Here is a 15,938-nt window from a genome sequence, read left to right on the forward strand (position 1 = left end):
CCTACTCCACAAGAAAACGTTGAACCGCGGATTCGTCCCAGGTGAGACCGATGCCCGGCTTGTCACTGGGCAGCACCTGGCCGCCCTGCGCGTCCAGGGGCTCGGCCAGGATGGGGTGGCTCCAGTCGGCAAACTCGAACCAGCCGGCCGTGGGGCTCACGGCCATCAGGTGGGCCGACACTTCCGGAAAGAGGTGGTTGGACAGCGGGGTGCCGTACACCTCGGCCATGGCCATGATCTTGAGCCAGTTGGTGATGCCGCCGATCTTCATCACGTCAGGCATGAGCAGATCGCTCGCGCCGGCATTGATGGCCTTGCGGAATTCCAGCGGGCCCCACCAGTTCTCGCCAGCCAGGATGGGCGTGACGGCGGCGTCCTTGATGCGGCTGTGGCCGATCAGGTCTTCGGCCGTGGTCGGCTCTTCGATCCAGACCAGGCCCTCGGCATCCAGCGCCTTGCAGCGCGCCATGCCCTCGGGCACATCGAGCGCCTGGTTGTAGTCCGCCATCAGCTTCACGCCGGGGCCCACCGCACGGCGCATGGCGTCGATCACCGCGCGGTCTTCATCCACGCTGGCATAGCCGATCTTGGCCTTGATGGCGGTGAAGCCCAGCTTGGCCTGCGCCTCAGCCTCCTGGGCAGACCCTGCCATGCCGCTCATGCCCACGGGGCCGTAGGCGCGCGATGCGCGGCGCGTGCCGCCGAGCATGGCATACAGCGGCAGGCCCGCGGCCTTGCAGACGGCATCCCAGGCGGCCATATCGATGGCGGCCATGGCCATGGTCACCAGCCCGTGCGGGCCGATCAGGCGCATGCGCTTGCGCAGCATCTGCTCGATGGGCTGCGGCGCACAGGGCTGGCCCTTGACCATGGGTTCCACGGCGCGCAGCAGCTCGGCCACGGGCTTGAGCGCCCACGCGCCGTAGGTGAACACATAGGCGCAGCCGCTGATGCCTTCATCGGTGTGCAGATCCAGCAGCACCATGGGAAAGTGCGTGACCGTGCCGCTGGCGGTGGCATGCGGCGCGGCCAGCGGCGGGTTCACCGCGCGGACCGTGAAGTGGCTGATTCGCATCGTCACCGGTCAGAATTCGGGCGCCATGCGCTTGGGGTTGAAGATGCCCGCCGGATCGAACTCCGCCTTCAGGCGCTGGTGAATGGCCAGCAGCGGCCCCTGCAGCTCGCTCATGAAGCGGCCCTTGCCGCCGCGAAAGCGCACGGCATGGCCGCCGGCCGCATGGGCGGCGGCGCGGGCTGCGTCCACATCGCCATTGGCGACCCAGCGTTGGCCGCCGCCCCACTCGATGATCTGCTCGCCCACCAGACCCAGCGGCGGCGTGGCGGGTGGCACGGCCAGGCGCACGAGGCTGGCGGCGCCGGTGAAGAAGGGCTCGGTCTGGTCGCGCAGGCTGCGCCAGAGACGCTGCGCCTGCAGGTTGTCCAGAGGCTTGCCGCCCAGGCGGCGCGCGGCGGCGTCCACCGCGGCCTTGGCGCCCGCCAGGCGGATACTCAGCTGACCGCCCTTCCAGCAGCTGGCCACGATCGGCAGGGGCTGGCCGCCCCATTCATTGAGCTTGCGGATGGCGCTCGCCTCGTCGAGGGCGAACTGCAGGGTTTGCACCGCAGGCGCCTTGGGCAGCACCTTCACGCTCAGCTCGGTCATCACGCCCAGCACGCCGAAGGAGCCTGCCAGCAGGCGGCTCACGTCGTAACCCGCCACGTTCTTCATGACCTGGCCGCCAAAGCTCAGGTGCTGGCCGCGCCCGTCGATGAGCTTGGCGCCGAGCACAAAGTCCCGCGGGCGGCCGCTGTAGCCGGCCTGCGGGCCGCCCAGGCCGGCGGCGACGGCGCCGCCAATGGTGCCTGCGGTGGCCGGCGTGCGGCCGAATACCGGCGGCTCGAAGGCCAGCATCTGGCCCTTGGCATCGAGCGCGGCCTCCACCTCGGGAATCGGTGTGCCGCAGCGCACGGTGATGACGAGTTCGGTCGGCTCGTAGCTGATGATGCCGCTGTGACCGGAGACGTCCAGCACCTCGCCGGCGAGCGACTCGCCGTAGAAGTCCTTGCTGCCGTGGCCGCGGATGCGCAGCGGCGTCTTTTTGGCCGTAGCGCTCTTGATGCGATCGATCAGTTCAGCGGCAATGTCGTTGGACGCCAAGGCAAGTCTCCGTGGGCACACAGCCCGTGTTCTTCTTGGGCGAAAACGTGTCTCTGGAGAGCGTTTCCGCTTGTCTGGTGCGGTTCTCCAGCCACTTTGGCCTGAAAAGGCGCATGAATGCTGGATCTACGTTCTTGAAACCGGGCTAGAAGCGTTCCAGATCTGCAAACGGCAGCTTGCCGCCGCTGACCTTCATGCGGCCGTACTCGGCGCAACGGTGCAAGGTGGGAATGCACTTCTCCGGGTTGAGCAGACCGGCCGGGTCGAAGGCGCGCTTCACCGCAAAGAAGGCCTCGCGCTCGGCGTCTGGAAACTGGCTGCACATCTGCGCGATCTTCTCCACGCCCACGCCGTGCTCGCCGGTGATGGTGCCGCCCAGGGCCACGCACATCTCCAGGATCTCCACGCCAAAGGCCTCGGCGCGAGCCACGCTGTCCGGGTCGTTGTCATCAAACAGGATCAGCGGGTGGAGGTTGCCGTCGCCCGCGTGAAAGACGTTGGGGCAGCGCATGTCGTACTTGGTCTCCATCTGCGCGATGGCCTTGAGCATCTCGCCCAGGCGCTTGCGCGGGATGGTGCCGTCCATACAGTAGTAGGCTGGGCTGACGCGGCCCGCCGCCGGAAATGCGTTCTTGCGGCCGGCCCAGAAGCGCAGGCGCTCGGGCTCGCTCTCGCTCACCTGCAGGCGGGTGGCGCCGCTCTTCTCGAACACCGCCTTCATGCGGGCAATCTCGTCGGCCACTTCCTCGGGCGTGCCGTCGGCCTCGCACAGCAGGATGGCCTTGGCGTTCAGGTCGTAGCCGGCCTTCACGAAGGGCTCGACCATCTGCGTGGCGGGCTGGTCCATCATCTCCAGCCCGGCCGGGATGATGCCGGCGCCAATGATGGCGGCCACGGCATTGCCGGCCACCTCCACGTCATCAAAGCTGGCCATGATCACGCGCTGCACCGCGGGCTTGGGCACCAGCTTCACGGTCACCTCGGTCACCACACCGAGCATGCCTTCGCTGCCGATGAAGACGCTGAGCAGATCCAGCCCCGCCGCATCCGGCGCCAGGCTGCCGTACTCCACCACTTCGCCCTGCATCGTGATGGCGCGCACCTTGAGCACGTTGTGCACCGTAAGGCCGTACTTCAGGCAATGCACGCCGCCGGAGTTTTCGGCCACGTTGCCGCCGATGGTGCAGGCAATCTGGCTGGAGGGGTCGGGTGCGTAGTAAAGCTTGTAGGGTGCGGCGGCGTCGCTGATGGCGAGGTTGCGCACGCCCGGTTGCACCACCGCAGTCCGCGTAAAAGCATCGACCTTGAGGATCTTGTTGAACTTGGCCAGGCCCAGCAGCACGCCGTTGCCCATGGGCGTGGCGCCGCCCGACAGGCCAGTGCCGGCACCGCGCGGTACCACCGGCACGCCCAGAGCGTGGCAGGTCTTGAGGATGGCGATGACCTGCTCCTCAGTCTCCGGTAGCACCACCACCATAGGCAGCTGCTTCCAGAGCGTCAGGCCGTCGCACTCATACGGCGTGGTGTCTTCCTCGCGCCAGAGGATGCAGTGGGCGGGCAGCAGCGGCTTGAGTGCCTCGAGCACAGCACGCTGGCGTTCGACGTCCACCGCGGTGATGACGGCGTGTTCTACGGGTGCGTTCATTGCGCGGACCTCGTTCTTTAGCAGTCTGGCGATTCTAGGAACGCCGGCCGCTGCACTGCGAGTGAATCCGCTTCAAGCCGCTGCTGAATTCCGGCGCGCAGGGGTTAACCCGCAGCTGCGTGCCGTGTCACGCGCTCAGCGTGGCCTTGAGCCAATCGACGAACAGGCGCACTTCCTGCCGCTCCAGGCTGGGCTGGCGGTAGGTGAGCCAGTAGCCGTGCGGCGACTGCACCGCCAGATCCGTCACGCGAACCATCTTGCCCGCCGCAAGCCAGGGCTTGCACAGGCTCATGCGCCCCAGGGCGATGCCCTGCCCGGCCATGGCCGCTTCCATCAGCAGGCCGGCGTCATTGAACTGGGGTGCGCCCGGCAGCTCGGCGCCAGCGGCACCGGCGGCCTCCAGCCAGGGCGCCCAGGGTTCCAGCGGGCTCTTGAGCAGGCGGGCGCGCAGCAGGTCCGCGGGCTGCGTGAAGGGACCGTGCTTGGCCAGGTAGTCCGGGCTGGTCACGGGGAACACGGTTTCTGAAATCAGGCGCTCGGTCACCACATCCTGATACGCGCCGTTACCGAAACGGATCTCCACATCGCTTTCCTCGCCGCGCACGTCCAGCAACGGGATGGTGAGCTGCACGGTCAGGTCGATCTCGGGGTAGCGCTCGAGAAAGTCATTCAGTCGGGGCACAAAGAGCTGCCGGCCGAAGGTGGGCGGCACGGCCACGCGCAGGCGCTGGCGCAGTAGCGGCGTGCGCGGCAGCGTGCCCAGGGTCTCCAGCCCGGCGCGCACGATGCGCAGATAGTCGTGCCCGGCCGCCGTGAGCCACCACTGGCTGCCGCCGCGCTCGATCAGGGTCTGGCCGATGAACTCCTCCAGCTGCCGGATACGGTGGCTGATGGCCGAGGGCGTGACACACAGCTCGCCGGCGGCCGCGGCCATGCTGCCGTGGCGCGCGGAGGCTTCAAAGGCCAGCAGGGCGTGGATGGGGGGGATGCGGTTCATTCAGCGGTGATAGTTCAGTGGGCCAAGCGCGACACCGGCGTCGCGCTCATCGAGCGAGTAGAGAGTTTTCCCTGCATTGCCCAAAAACCCAAGCAGACGCAGCCTTCGGCACATACCGCGCAAGCCGGCACAGCAGCGCAATCCGCTGCGGCTGTGCTGTGATCCGCCACGCGCTTCGAACCTCAACACATCATGCCCGTTGCTCCTTCTGTTCCGCTCTGGCCGCTGGCGCTGCTGGCCGGTCTGCTGCCGTTGACCGGCACCTTGATCGCCTGGGCGCTGTCCACGCATTTGCAGCTCATCCCGGCGTGCAATCCGTTCTGGGACGGCTGCACCTCAGTCAGCCGCGCGGCACGCTACGACCTGCCCAACTACATCTTTCGCGCGTTCGTGCTGCCGGCCGCCGCGCTGCAGGCGCTGACCTGGCTGCTGCTGGCGAGCTGGCTCAAGCCCCTGGCGGGGCCGGGCACGGGCATGCGCTGGCTGGCACCATTGGGCATCACCGCGGCCCTGGCCCTGGTGCTGTATGGGGCTTTTCTGGGCACCGAAGGTCAGATCTACCGCTGGCTGCGGCAGTACGGCACGGTGATCTACTTCGGCTTCACCTGCCTGTGTCTGCTGATTGCCGGTGCCGCCGTACAGCGGGCCGTGCGTGCCGGGCGTCTGAGCCTGCCGCGCGTGCTTGAGCGCAGCATGGTCGCGCTGGCCGTGACCCTGGTACTGCTCGGTGTGGGCAACGCCATCGTGGCCGCGGTGATTGGCGGCGAACTGAAGAACCGCGTGGAAAACGTGACCGAGTGGTGGGGTTCGCTGATCTTCGTGATCGGATTTTTTTCGATCACCTGGATATGGTGGCGCGAGCGCGTGGCAATCACGCTTGCCCCTGCCGCAGGTTGAATGGCCAAACGTCGCGCGCCCGAATCAGCCGCAGCCGTCACCGCGTGCATGCGGGAAGGGTGACCGCCGTTGCGCCACACGCCCGCTGATACGCTCGAATACTCCACAGCCTCCCAAGCCTCGCCCCATGCGCCGCCTGCACCTGCTTCTGCCCGCCGCTGCCCTGCTGCTCGGCGGCTGCGTCATCGTCACTCCATCGACCCAAGTGAGCTACGACAGCGCCTGCCAGATGGAGCGCAAGCGCATGACCTTGGATACCAAGCGCATCACGGACCTGCAGTCCTGCGGCGGCCAAGGCTGCACCGAGCAGATCCTCGGCACGCTGGCGGGCGTGGCGGTCAGCGGCATTGTTTCTGGCAGCGTGGCTCTGGTGGGCAATACCGTCTACTGGCTGCAGGAGCAGGGCAAGTGCAACCGGCCGGGCTCGGCACAGCCGGCTACTGCCCAGACCTCGCTCTGAAACAGTAAGCGCAACTACGCCAAAGCAAGCGCGAACGCGCTCTGCTCGGCAAGTCAGCATCTCGCCACAAGTACGTGCTGGGTACCGAACATCGAGCGCTGGATGTGCGGCAACACGGTGCCGGCAGACCAAAAGAGGGGATCACCCACGATTGATAAAAGTTCGCCTAAAGACGAAATTTTGACGAGCGAACTCGTGCGAGCAATCCCGCTCACGCTGATGCCGCAGTCAAAGTACGAAAGGGCTCATCATGACCATCACATGGGATGCGACGTGGACAACCGGACACAAGCACACCGTCCAAGCTGCCATGGACCGGATCCAGCTCATGCTGACCAAGGCAATGATGTCGATTCACGCTGTTCAGCGCGACAACGCGGCTCGTGCCTTGTACGTCAAGCATTTCAATAACGCAGCTTTGGACAAGCTCCCGGCAGTGACGGCTGTTGTGAGAGCGATGCATGATCGGGTTGCGAAGAACGCGATCACAATGACATTCGTGCCCGATCTGGCGTCATTCAATGCACTCGGATTCTCTCTGCCTGCCGGCGTTGCGTACTCAAATGTGGGCGCTTTCGTTGTGCAAAGCGGGATCGCAAGCGGAACGCCACTAACGATCTACGTAGGCCCGTCGTTCTTCAGCGGATTGGTGTATTTGCCCAAAGCGCCGGGAGACGCTAGCGGCACTGGCGTGTTGCTGCACGAACTTTCTCACGGAGTGGGCGGGACGCGCGATCACGCATACACGCACAGCCCAAACTACAAATCACTATCCGCGGTGCAACGCGTTGCAAACGCGGACTCTTACCGTGCTTACGCGCAGGAGTTTGACAAGCTGTAGTTGCGCGGAACGCGCGGTCAACCCGCGCGTGGATTGTCCGTACGATGAAAGTGCCGACTCACTGCAGTCCATTCCACCGGACTAAAGCCGCAGAATCTTCCCCGGATTCATCAGATTCTGCGGGTCCAGCGCGCGCTTGATGGCGCGCATGACATCCAGCGTGGCGTCGCCATGCTCCTTCACCAGGAAGTCGATCTTGTGCAGGCCGACGCCGTGCTCGCCGGTGCAGGTGCCGTCCAGATCGAGCGCGCGCTGCACGAGGCGGTCGTTCACGGCTTCGACCCAGTCGCGTTCCTCGGGCTTGTCGGGGTCGCAGAGCATCAGCACATGGAAGTTGCCGTCGCCCACGTGGCCGACGATGCCGTAGGGAATGCCGTGCTCGGCCTTCAGGCGCTCGCAGTCGGCCACGGTCTCGCGAAAGCATTCGGCCAGGCGGGAGATCGGCACGCAGGTGTCGGTGGTCACGGCGCGGCAGCCCGGCTTCATCTGCAGCAGGGCAAAGTAGGCGTTGTGGCGCGCCTTCCAGAGGCGGCTGCGGTCCTCGGGCTTCTCCGCCCACTCGAAGTGGCCGCCACCGTGCTCGGCCGCGATCGCCTGCACCGTTTCAGCCTGCTCGCGCACGCTGGCCGGCGAGCCGTGGAACTCGAACAGCAGCATCGGCTGCTCGGGCAGGGTGAGCTGGTCGTGCTTGTTGACCGCAGCCACCGCGTTGGCGTCCAGGATCTCGCAGCGGGCGATCGGCACGCCCATCTGGATGATCTCGATCGTGGTGGCCACGGCGTCATCCACGCTCGGAAAGGTGCAGACCGCCGCGCTTATGGCCTCGGGCTGCGGATAGAGCTTCACGGTCACTTCGGCAATCACGCCGAGCGTGCCTTCGCTGCCCACGTACAGGCGCGTGAGGTCGTAGCCAGCGCTGCTCTTGCGGGCGCGGCGCGCGGTGTGGATGACCTCACCGGCCGGGGTGACCACCGTCAGGCCCAGCACGTTCTCGCGCATGGTGCCGTAGCGCACGGCATTGGTGCCGCTGGCGCGCGTGGCGCTCATGCCGCCCAGGCTGGCGTCTGCGCCGGGGTCGATGGGGAAGAACAGGCCCGTGTCCTTGAGCGCCTCGTTGAGCTGCTTGCGCGTCACGCCGGCCTGCACGGTGGCGGTCAGGTCCTCGGCATTGATGGCCAGGATGGCGTTCATCTGCGACACATCGATGCACACCCCGCCCTGCACCGCCAGGAAGTTGCCCTCCAGCGAGGACCCCGCGCCATAGGGCACCACGGGCACCGCGTGCGCCGCGCAGAGCTTCACGCAGTCCGCAATGTCCTGGGTGCTGCGGGCAAACACCACGGCGTCCGGCGGCGTGAGCGGAAAGGGGGATTCGTCACGGCCGTGGTGCTCGCGCACAGCCTGGGCAGTGCTGGCCTGATCGGCAAAGCGCGCCGTGAGCGCGGCCAGGAAAGCCTCGGTCAGCGGCGGCGTGGTGCGCAGGGGCAGCGGAGCGTTCATCGGGTCACCTGAAGGAACAGCGGGCAGGCCGATTATGAGCGCCTTTGCGGGGCGCTCCTAGAATGCCGCCGATTCACATCCAGCCGCTCGACAAGGACACCTCACCCATGGCCAACCGACTCTCTGCCATTGCCACACGCACCGGTGACGACGGCACCACTGGCCTGGGCGATGGCACCCGCACCCGCAAGGACGCCCTGCGCGTGATGGCCATGGGCGACGTGGACGAACTCAACTCGAATCTGGGTGTGCTGCTCTGCGAACCTCTGCCCGGCGAGGTGCGCGAACTGCTGGTGGGCGTGCAGAACGACCTGTTCGACCTCGGGGGCGAACTCTGCATCCCGGGCTACACCATGATCACGGACGCGCACATCCTGCGCCTGGACAACGCGCTCGTGCAGCACAACGAGACCCTGCCGCGCCTGGCGGAGTTCATCCTGCCGGCCGGCACGCGGGCCGCGTCGCTGGCGCACGTCTGCCGCACCGTGGCGCGCCGCGCCGAGCGGGCGGTGGTGGCCCTGGCCGCCGCCGAAGCCGTGAACCCCAACCCGCAGCGCTACCTGAACCGCCTGTCGGACCTGCTGTTCGTGCTGGCGCGCGTGCTCAACCGCTTTGGTGGCGCCACCGGTGATGTGCTGTGGCAGCAGCGCAAGAACGCAGGCTGAGGCAGCGCCGGTCTGCCGCCCGGCCTTGGTGCACCGCAGCACCCAGAAGCCGTTCATTCATCGATTTCCGCAGTTCGTTCCACCGGCTTCCAACCTGCGGGTTTTCCCGTAACCCCGCGCCTACACTCCGCGCTTCTCCAACTTGCGCGTGCGTTGCCGCCCCGCGGCGCGCCCTGAATCCATGAAGCGTCACACCCTTGCTGCCCTGAGCCTGGCCCTGGCCAGTGCCGGCGTCATTGCCCAGACCGCTGCCCCAGCACGGCCGCAACTTCCCGTTCCTACGGCCGCCCAGATCACTGAGCGCTGCGACAAGGACCTCGCCGCCGCACGCGCCATGCTGGCCCGGATTGAGGCGGGCGGCGTGAACAGGAACGTGTTCCGCGCGATGAACGAGCTGTCGATGTTGATCGAGGACGTGTCCGGCCCGCTCTACATCATCGGCAACGTGAGCACCGACAAGGCGACGCGCGACGCCGCGGACAACTGCACCGTGAAGTACGCACCGCTCGAAACCCAGATCTACCAGAGCGAGCGCCTGTTCAAGCGCGTGAAGGCGGCCAAGCCGGCCGACGCCGTGGAGCGCGTCTACAAGCAGGACCTGCTCGACGCCTTCGAGGACAGCGGCATCGCCCTGCCCCTGGCCAAGCGCAAGCGCGTGCAGGCCATCACCGAGCAGATGGCCAACATCGCCAAGGACTTCGAGCGCAACATCCGCGAAGACGGGACCAAGGTGCCCGCCACGGCCGAGGAGCTGACCGGCACTCCGCAGCCAGTCATCGACAAGCTCAAGAAGGACGAGCAAGGCCGCCTGATCGTCACGCTCGACTACCCGACCTACATCCCGATCATGGAGAACGCGCGCAGCGAATCGCTGCGTGAGCGCGTCTGGCGCGCCAAGCAGAGCGAGGGCGGCGCGCAAAATCTCAAGTTGCTGGACCAGATCACCGAGCTGCGCCAGGAGCTGGCTGGTCTGTACGGCTACCCGGACTTTGCGGCCCTGACGCTCAAGCGCAAGATGGCCGGCAACCCCAAGGCCGTGACGGACTTCCTGGCCAGTGTGCGCAAGGCCACGCTGGAGCGCGAGAAGCAGGACATCGACGAGCTGCGCGCCTTCAAGGCCAAGACCTTCGGCACGCCGCTGGAGGCCACTCGGGTGAACCGCTGGGACGTCTCCTTCCTGCAGACTGCGCTCAAGAAGGAGCGCTACAGCGTGGACAACGAGGCCCTGCGCAAGTACTTCCCCACCGAAGCCAGCGTGCGCTTCATGCTGCGCCTGTCCGAGACGCTGTACGGCATCCGCTTCGAGGAGACGAAGGTCCCGACCTGGCATCAGGATGTGCGTGTGGTGAATGTCTTCGACACGAAGAGCAATGCCTTCATCGCCTCGATCTACCTCGACCTGTTCCCGCGCGAGGGCAAGTACAACCACGCCGCCGTCTGGCCGGTGCGCAACGTGTCCAAGCTCACGGGTCGCACGCCGATTCCGGTACTGGTGACCAATCTGAACCGCGAAGGCCTGGACCAGAACGAGCTGGAAACCCTGCTGCACGAGTTCGGGCACGCCCTGCACGGTGCGCTGTCCGTGGCGCGCTTCAATGCCCAGGCGGGCACGAGCGTGAAGCGCGACTTTGTCGAGGCGCCCTCGCAGATGTTCGAGGAGTGGGCGCGCCGCGAGGAGCCGCTGAAGTTCTTCGCCCAGGTCTGCGGCCCCACCTGCCCGGTGCTGTCCAAGGAACAGATCGCCCAGCTCGATGCCGCCCGCAAGTTCGGCGCCGGCCTGCGCTATGCCACGCAGTGGGTCTACGCGAGCTTTGACATGGCCCTCACGCACGACCGCAAGGACAAGACCAGCCTGGACGCCTGGAAGCGCATCCAGGGCAGCACGCCGCTGGGCTATGTAGAGGGCACGATGTTCCCGGCCGGCTTCGGCCACCTGGTGGGCGGCTATGCAGCGGGCTATTACGGGTACATGTGGAGCGAGGTGCTCGCGCTGGACATGCTCTCCGCGTTCGGCGGCAGCATGCTCAACCAAAAGGTGGGCGGCGCGTACCGACAGCTGATCCTCGCGCCCGGCGGCCAGCGCCCACCGCATGAGCTGGTGGAAGCCTTCCTGGGCCGCAAGCCCAACAGCGACGCGTTCTTTGCCGAAATCAGCGGCAAGCGCTGAGACCTGCAAGGCCCCGCGATGCATGGCCCGGGGCACAATTGCTCACAAAGACGCGCGGCGGGCCGAAATCCACCGCGCGGCACCCCGCTAGCATTGCCGGGTTGGCGGCCCTGCCCCATGAACCTCGCACGGCCTGATCGGCCAGCGTTTCGTATCCTGCACACGACCATGCGCCATTCCACCTTTCGCTCCCTTGCCGCGGCTCTGGCCGGCGGCGTTCTGCTTGCCGCCACCGGCGTGTCGGCGCAAACCCTCACCAGCCTGCGGCTCGAGCCGGGTTCGGCGACCGTCGGCCAGGAAATTCGGATCACCGCGCAGCTGGAAACGGCCGACAAGGGCGGTGGCATCAACTGCGGCCTGCGCATCGTCTATGGCGACGGCAAGTCGGTGGATCTGCGCATCAGCAAGGAAAGTGATATTCCCGCCGTGGTGCGCTACACCTTCACGCGCCCGGGTACCTTCACCGTGTCCGCCGAGCCCAAGATCGTCGGCATCACGCTGCCCTGCTCGGGCAAGACGCAGAAGCAGGTCATCAGCGTGAGTGAGGCCAAGCCAGCAGCTGCGGCCGGCACGTATGGCGCTGCAGCCGGCGTGGCCGCAGCCGGTGCCGCAGCCAAGGGCGCTGCGGCGCCTGCACCGGCCGCCCCGGCACCCGCCGTCAGCCTGCCAGATGCCACGACCTGCCCGTGGGGCTGGAACCTGAACCGCGCGAGCATCAACCCGCGCACCGGCGCCTTCGTGTGCAACGGCACACCGGACTCCGTGGCGCCGACCGAGAAGCTCACCTGCGCCGCACCGCTGGTCTACTTCGAGCAGTTGACCGGGGCAAACCGCCAGATCGGCTGCCGTCTGCCGAATCAGGGCAGCGGCCCGCCCGCACGCCCGGCGGCCGCCGGCGCTGCACCGGCACCCGGTGCGACGCCTCCGGCTGCGGGCACTGCACCCGCCACACCACGCCCCGCAACCCCGGCGAGCACCGCTCCTGCAACGCCTGCTGCCAGCAGCAGCACGCCGCCCAAGAAGCCTTGAGCGATTCAGGCAAATGCAAACGGGGCCGCAAGGCCCCGTTTGATTTTCGGCCGACGCGCCGGTTGAGCCCTCAGGCCTTCGGGACGCGGCCCATGAGATAGAACTGGTCATTGGGGCGCAGCGCCAGCGAGTTGGCGATGCGGTTGCTCATGGCAAAGAAGGCCGAGATGCCGACGATGTCCCAGATGTCCTCGTCATCAAAGCCCACTGCGTACAGCGCCGCGCGATCTTCCATGCTGACCGCATGGGACTGCTGCGACACCTTCACCGCAAACTCCAGCATGGCGCGCTGGCGCGGCGTGATGTCGGCCTTGCGCCAGTTGGTGGCCACCTGATCCGCAATGAGCGGGTTCTTCGCCCGAATGCGCAGGATCGCGCCGTGCGCCACCACGCAATACAGGCAGCGGTTCTCGCCGCTGGTGGCCACGACGATCATCTCGCGGTCGGCCTTGGTCAGGTTGCCGCCCTTCTCCATGAGCGCATCGTGATACGCCATGAAGGCGCGGCATTCGTCCGGCCTGTGCGCCAGAGCGAGGAACACATTCGGGATGAAACCGGCCTTCTCCTGCACGGCGAGGAACTTCTCGCGCAGATCCTCGGGCAGATCCTTCAGTTCAGGAACGGGAAACTGGCTGATGGGAGGGTGGGCGGAATGCGTCATGCGATAGGCTCAAGTCCGTGGAGGCAGGCAGTATCGCCTGCCCGCCCCGCGGATTTGAGACGCCGCAGCCGCTAGTTCACGGTCATCACGACCGTGCCCGTACCCACGGCACCACGCGCATCCCGTGCCGTGATGGTGAAGCGGTAGCTTCCCGCGACGGTCCGATCCCAGCGAAGAACACCAGCGTTGCTCAGGCTGATGCCCGCAGGCGCGCCGGACAGGCTCAGCGTCACCGCATCGCCTTCCGGATCCATGACGGGGATGGTCAGGTTGATCGTGGTCCCCGGGCGCGTCACGATGGTGACGCTCGGCACGATCGGCGCGCGGTTGGCCGAGCCGATGTTGAAGGTGAGTGTGCCCTGCGCACTCAGACCGGACGGGTCGCGAACAAGCACCGTGACCACGGTGGTCCCGACGCGCGGCATGCTCCATGTGAACCGGCCTGTGGCGCCGTCCAGGCTGAAGCCAGCGGGCACCGCCCCGACTGCGGCATAGGTCAAGCGATCGCCATCCGGGTCGGCCGCCTGCACCATGCCGCTGATACCGGTGGTACTGCTGCCCGAGATGACGGTATTGCCCACCACCGGCGCCCGGTTGCCCTGAACCACTTCAATAGTCAGCGGCGCCTGCGCAGTACCGCCCTCCGCATCGCGCGCCTGCACGGTCACCGTGAACCGACCCGGCGTTGGTCTTGGCCAGCTGATGGCTCCGTTGCCCAACAGCATCCCGGCGGGTGCGTTCAACAGGCTGATGGTGACCGCACTACCGTCCGGATCCACGGCACGCACTGGCACCGACAAGGCCGTGCCGGCCACCACGCGCGCGCTGGACGCCATCGTGATCACGGGCACCTGGTTGGCCACGTTGAGCCTGTAGGACTGCACGGCGGACTGACCGAGCGGATCGCTCACCCGAACGGCCACATCAACCAGCGTGCCGCTGGGCTGCGGCCAGCTCAGTGCGCCCGCGCTGCTCAGCGTCATGCCGGCGGGCGCGCTGGTCAATGCGTAGGTCAGCGTGTCGCCATCGGCATCACGTGCGGCGAATGCGAAGGTGTAGGGTGCGCGGACCCGGGCGCCCGGCAGGCTCGCCGGCAGGGTCGGCGCGTTGTTCACCATGACGGTGATGGTGTTCTTCGCCTGTCGCGTGCCCGAGCTTGCGGTGACCTCGAAGCTCAGCAAGCCGGACACCTGCGGCGCCGTGAAACTCAGGCTCGACCCGGTCGTGCCACCCGTGATCGTGGCGGCCGCACCACCGGTCTGGCGCCACGCAAAGCTCGCCTGCGGCAATCCACCGACGCGCGCCAGCAGGCTGCCGCTTCGGCCACGGGCGATCAGCCCAGGCGCGGTCGCACTCTGTGTGCTGGGCGTGATGCCCGTGCCGTACTCCAGCTGCACCAGCGGAGTGTCGGAGATCTGAGCCAGGGCACCCGCTGCGTCCAGCATGCCCGCTCCGCACAAACCAGGATTGCTGGCGCAGAAGCCGCCTGTGGCATGACGCGTGGCCGACGTGACCAATGCAGATCGCACTTCAGCGGGCGTGATGGACGGCTTGGCGGCATAGAGCAGCGCGGCCGCTGCAGCCACATGCGGCGCGGCGGCCGAGGTGCCGTTGAATGCACGACGATCCAGATAGCCCGTAAAGGTCGTGGTTCCGTTGACGCCCGCCGTCACCACCGGCGTGCTGTCGCACGGCGAAAGGAGCGAGCGCATGCAGGCGCCGCCGCCGGGTGCGGTCAGCGTCACGCCGGGGCCGTGGTTGGAGTAGTTCGCCAGATCGGCCGAGGCATTGTGCGCCCCCACTGCGATGGCGCCTACGCAGTTGGCCGGAGAGGACACGCCGTTGAGCGACTCATTGCCCGCAGCCGCCACCACCGTCACGCCGGCCTGCACGGCGGCCGTCACGGCGTCCTGCATGTAGCGCGGGCAAGCGCCGCTGGCGCCCAGGCTCAGGTTGGCCACCTGGACCTTACGACCCAGGGGCGGCACGCCCGGCACATTCACGCCGGCCACCCAGGAAATAGCGTCGGCCGTGTCGGACAACCAGCCGCCGCAGCGGCCGAGCACGCGTACCGGCACGACCTTGGCCTGGGGCGCACCACCGGCAATGCCATAACTGTTGTCGGCGATGCCGACAATCTCCGAGGCCACGGCCACGCCGTGCCAGGAGCTCGCGCGGCCGTTGCAGAAGTCACCGGGGTCGGTGGGGTCGGCATCGCGGCCATTGCCATCTCCGGCAATGGTCAGGTCGGTGACGAAGTCATAGCCGGGCAATGAATTGGTCACCAGATCAGGATGCGCCAGGTGACCGGTGTCCAGCACCGCGACCGTCACGCCCTCGCCGCGGGTGCGGGCCCAGGCCGAACGGAATGCGGCGCCTCCGGGCACGGCGCTGCGTGGGCGCAGGGCCCACTGAAGCGACAGGGCGGGGTCATTCGTCACCGCCTCCGGGCCACCCACCTGCAGCGTGCTGACACGCACGTCGCGCTCCACGCTCAGGACCCGCGCATCGGCAGCCAGGGTGGCCGCAAGCGCCTCGGCCTCTTCGACCGGTGTACCCGCAGGAGCTGCGACCAATACGGCACCCGTGCCGAGCGTGCGCATGGGCTTGAACTGGACCGGCTCCGCCGCACCCGGCTTCTGCATGCGCGTCTGCACCAGCTCTGTTTGCAACTGCAGGAAGCGCTGCTCGGGCGACATGGCCGTCTTCGCCTGCGCGGGGTCAGTGGACCCCGGTGCAAGACGCACCACGTAGCGCGCGGCATCGGCAGACACCGCACCATCCTGCGGTGCCGGGGCCTGGGAGATCGGGGCGGGTGCCGCGGGTGCGGCGGGAGAAGACAGCTCCTGGCCGCAGCCAGCAAGCAGGATGAACGCGAGTGCAATGCTGCACCTGCGCGCATTCAATGCGACAGACAT

General features: G+C 67.2%; 13 protein-coding genes. 6 read left to right on the forward strand and 7 right to left on the reverse strand.

Annotation, left to right across the window (positions count from 1 at the left end):
• Window position 1 precedes the first annotated feature (1 nt).
• The 4 genes from ACMDW7_RS11660 to ACMDW7_RS11675 all read right to left on the reverse strand — a co-directional run bounded on the left by ACMDW7_RS11660 (window position 2) and on the right by ACMDW7_RS11675 (window position 4,800).
• The gene (locus tag ACMDW7_RS11660) at window positions 2–1,075 is read right to left on the reverse strand and encodes an enolase C-terminal domain-like protein (RefSeq protein WP_377300583.1); all 1,074 of its coding nucleotides are present in this window, start codon (window positions 1,073–1,075) and stop codon (window positions 2–4) included.
• A gap of 9 nt (window positions 1,076–1,084) precedes the next feature.
• On the reverse strand, window positions 1,085–2,158 hold the full coding sequence (glcE, locus tag ACMDW7_RS11665; protein WP_377300582.1) for a glycolate oxidase subunit GlcE: 1,074 nt from the start codon (window positions 2,156–2,158) through the stop codon (window positions 1,085–1,087).
• 145 nt (window positions 2,159–2,303) lie between these two features.
• Window positions 2,304–3,803 (reverse strand): FAD-linked oxidase C-terminal domain-containing protein, encoded by a 1,500-nt coding sequence (locus ACMDW7_RS11670; RefSeq protein ID WP_377300581.1) that lies wholly within the window; start codon window positions 3,801–3,803, stop codon window positions 2,304–2,306.
• Window positions 3,804–3,930: 127 nt separating this feature from the next.
• Complete coding sequence (locus ACMDW7_RS11675; protein ID WP_377300580.1) at window positions 3,931–4,800, reverse strand: LysR substrate-binding domain-containing protein; 870 nt, start codon at window positions 4,798–4,800, stop codon at window positions 3,931–3,933.
• Window positions 4,801–4,992: 192 nt separating this feature from the next.
• Here ACMDW7_RS11675 and ACMDW7_RS11680 point away from each other — a divergent pair, with 192 nt between their 5' ends.
• The 3 genes from ACMDW7_RS11680 to ACMDW7_RS11690 all read left to right on the forward strand — a co-directional run bounded on the left by ACMDW7_RS11680 (window position 4,993) and on the right by ACMDW7_RS11690 (window position 6,998).
• Window positions 4,993–5,697 (forward strand): hypothetical protein, encoded by a 705-nt coding sequence (locus tag ACMDW7_RS11680; RefSeq protein WP_377300579.1) that lies wholly within the window; start codon window positions 4,993–4,995, stop codon window positions 5,695–5,697.
• Between the two features lie 127 nt (window positions 5,698–5,824).
• A complete protein-coding gene (locus ACMDW7_RS11685) occupies window positions 5,825–6,157 on the forward strand; it encodes a hypothetical protein (RefSeq protein ID WP_377300578.1) in 333 nt (110 codons plus the stop codon).
• Between the two features lie 250 nt (window positions 6,158–6,407).
• Window positions 6,408–6,998 (forward strand): M35 family metallo-endopeptidase, encoded by a 591-nt coding sequence (locus tag ACMDW7_RS11690; RefSeq protein WP_377300577.1) that lies wholly within the window; start codon window positions 6,408–6,410, stop codon window positions 6,996–6,998.
• 81 nt (window positions 6,999–7,079) lie between these two features.
• On the opposite strand, the gene ACMDW7_RS11695 is transcribed toward ACMDW7_RS11690, so the two are convergent.
• Window positions 7,080–8,498 (reverse strand): FAD-binding oxidoreductase, encoded by a 1,419-nt coding sequence (locus ACMDW7_RS11695; RefSeq protein ID WP_377300576.1) that lies wholly within the window; start codon window positions 8,496–8,498, stop codon window positions 7,080–7,082.
• A gap of 107 nt (window positions 8,499–8,605) precedes the next feature.
• Between ACMDW7_RS11695 and ACMDW7_RS11700 the strand changes: the two genes are divergently transcribed.
• From ACMDW7_RS11700 to ACMDW7_RS11710, 3 genes are all read left to right on the forward strand, one after another.
• Window positions 8,606–9,163, forward strand: coding sequence for a cob(I)yrinic acid a,c-diamide adenosyltransferase (locus ACMDW7_RS11700; protein WP_377302489.1), 558 nt, complete (start codon window positions 8,606–8,608; stop codon window positions 9,161–9,163).
• Window positions 9,164–9,344: 181 nt separating this feature from the next.
• Window positions 9,345–11,330 (forward strand): M3 family metallopeptidase, encoded by a 1,986-nt coding sequence (locus ACMDW7_RS11705; protein ID WP_377300575.1) that lies wholly within the window; start codon window positions 9,345–9,347, stop codon window positions 11,328–11,330.
• A gap of 168 nt (window positions 11,331–11,498) precedes the next feature.
• Window positions 11,499–12,359 (forward strand): hypothetical protein, encoded by an 861-nt coding sequence (locus ACMDW7_RS11710; protein WP_414859546.1) that lies wholly within the window; start codon window positions 11,499–11,501, stop codon window positions 12,357–12,359.
• A 70-nt stretch (window positions 12,360–12,429) separates the two neighbouring features.
• Here ACMDW7_RS11710 and ACMDW7_RS11715 read toward each other — a convergent pair whose 3' ends face one another.
• Complete coding sequence (locus tag ACMDW7_RS11715; protein ID WP_377300573.1) at window positions 12,430–13,020, reverse strand: peroxidase-related enzyme; 591 nt, start codon at window positions 13,018–13,020, stop codon at window positions 12,430–12,432.
• A gap of 71 nt (window positions 13,021–13,091) precedes the next feature.
• On the reverse strand, window positions 13,092–15,938 hold the full coding sequence (locus tag ACMDW7_RS11720; protein ID WP_377300572.1) for a S8 family serine peptidase: 2,847 nt from the start codon (window positions 15,936–15,938) through the stop codon (window positions 13,092–13,094).

Source organism: Piscinibacterium candidicorallinum (genome assembly GCF_047549485.1).
GTDB classification, from domain to species: Bacteria; Pseudomonadota; Gammaproteobacteria; order Burkholderiales; family Burkholderiaceae_C; genus Piscinibacterium; species Piscinibacterium candidicorallinum.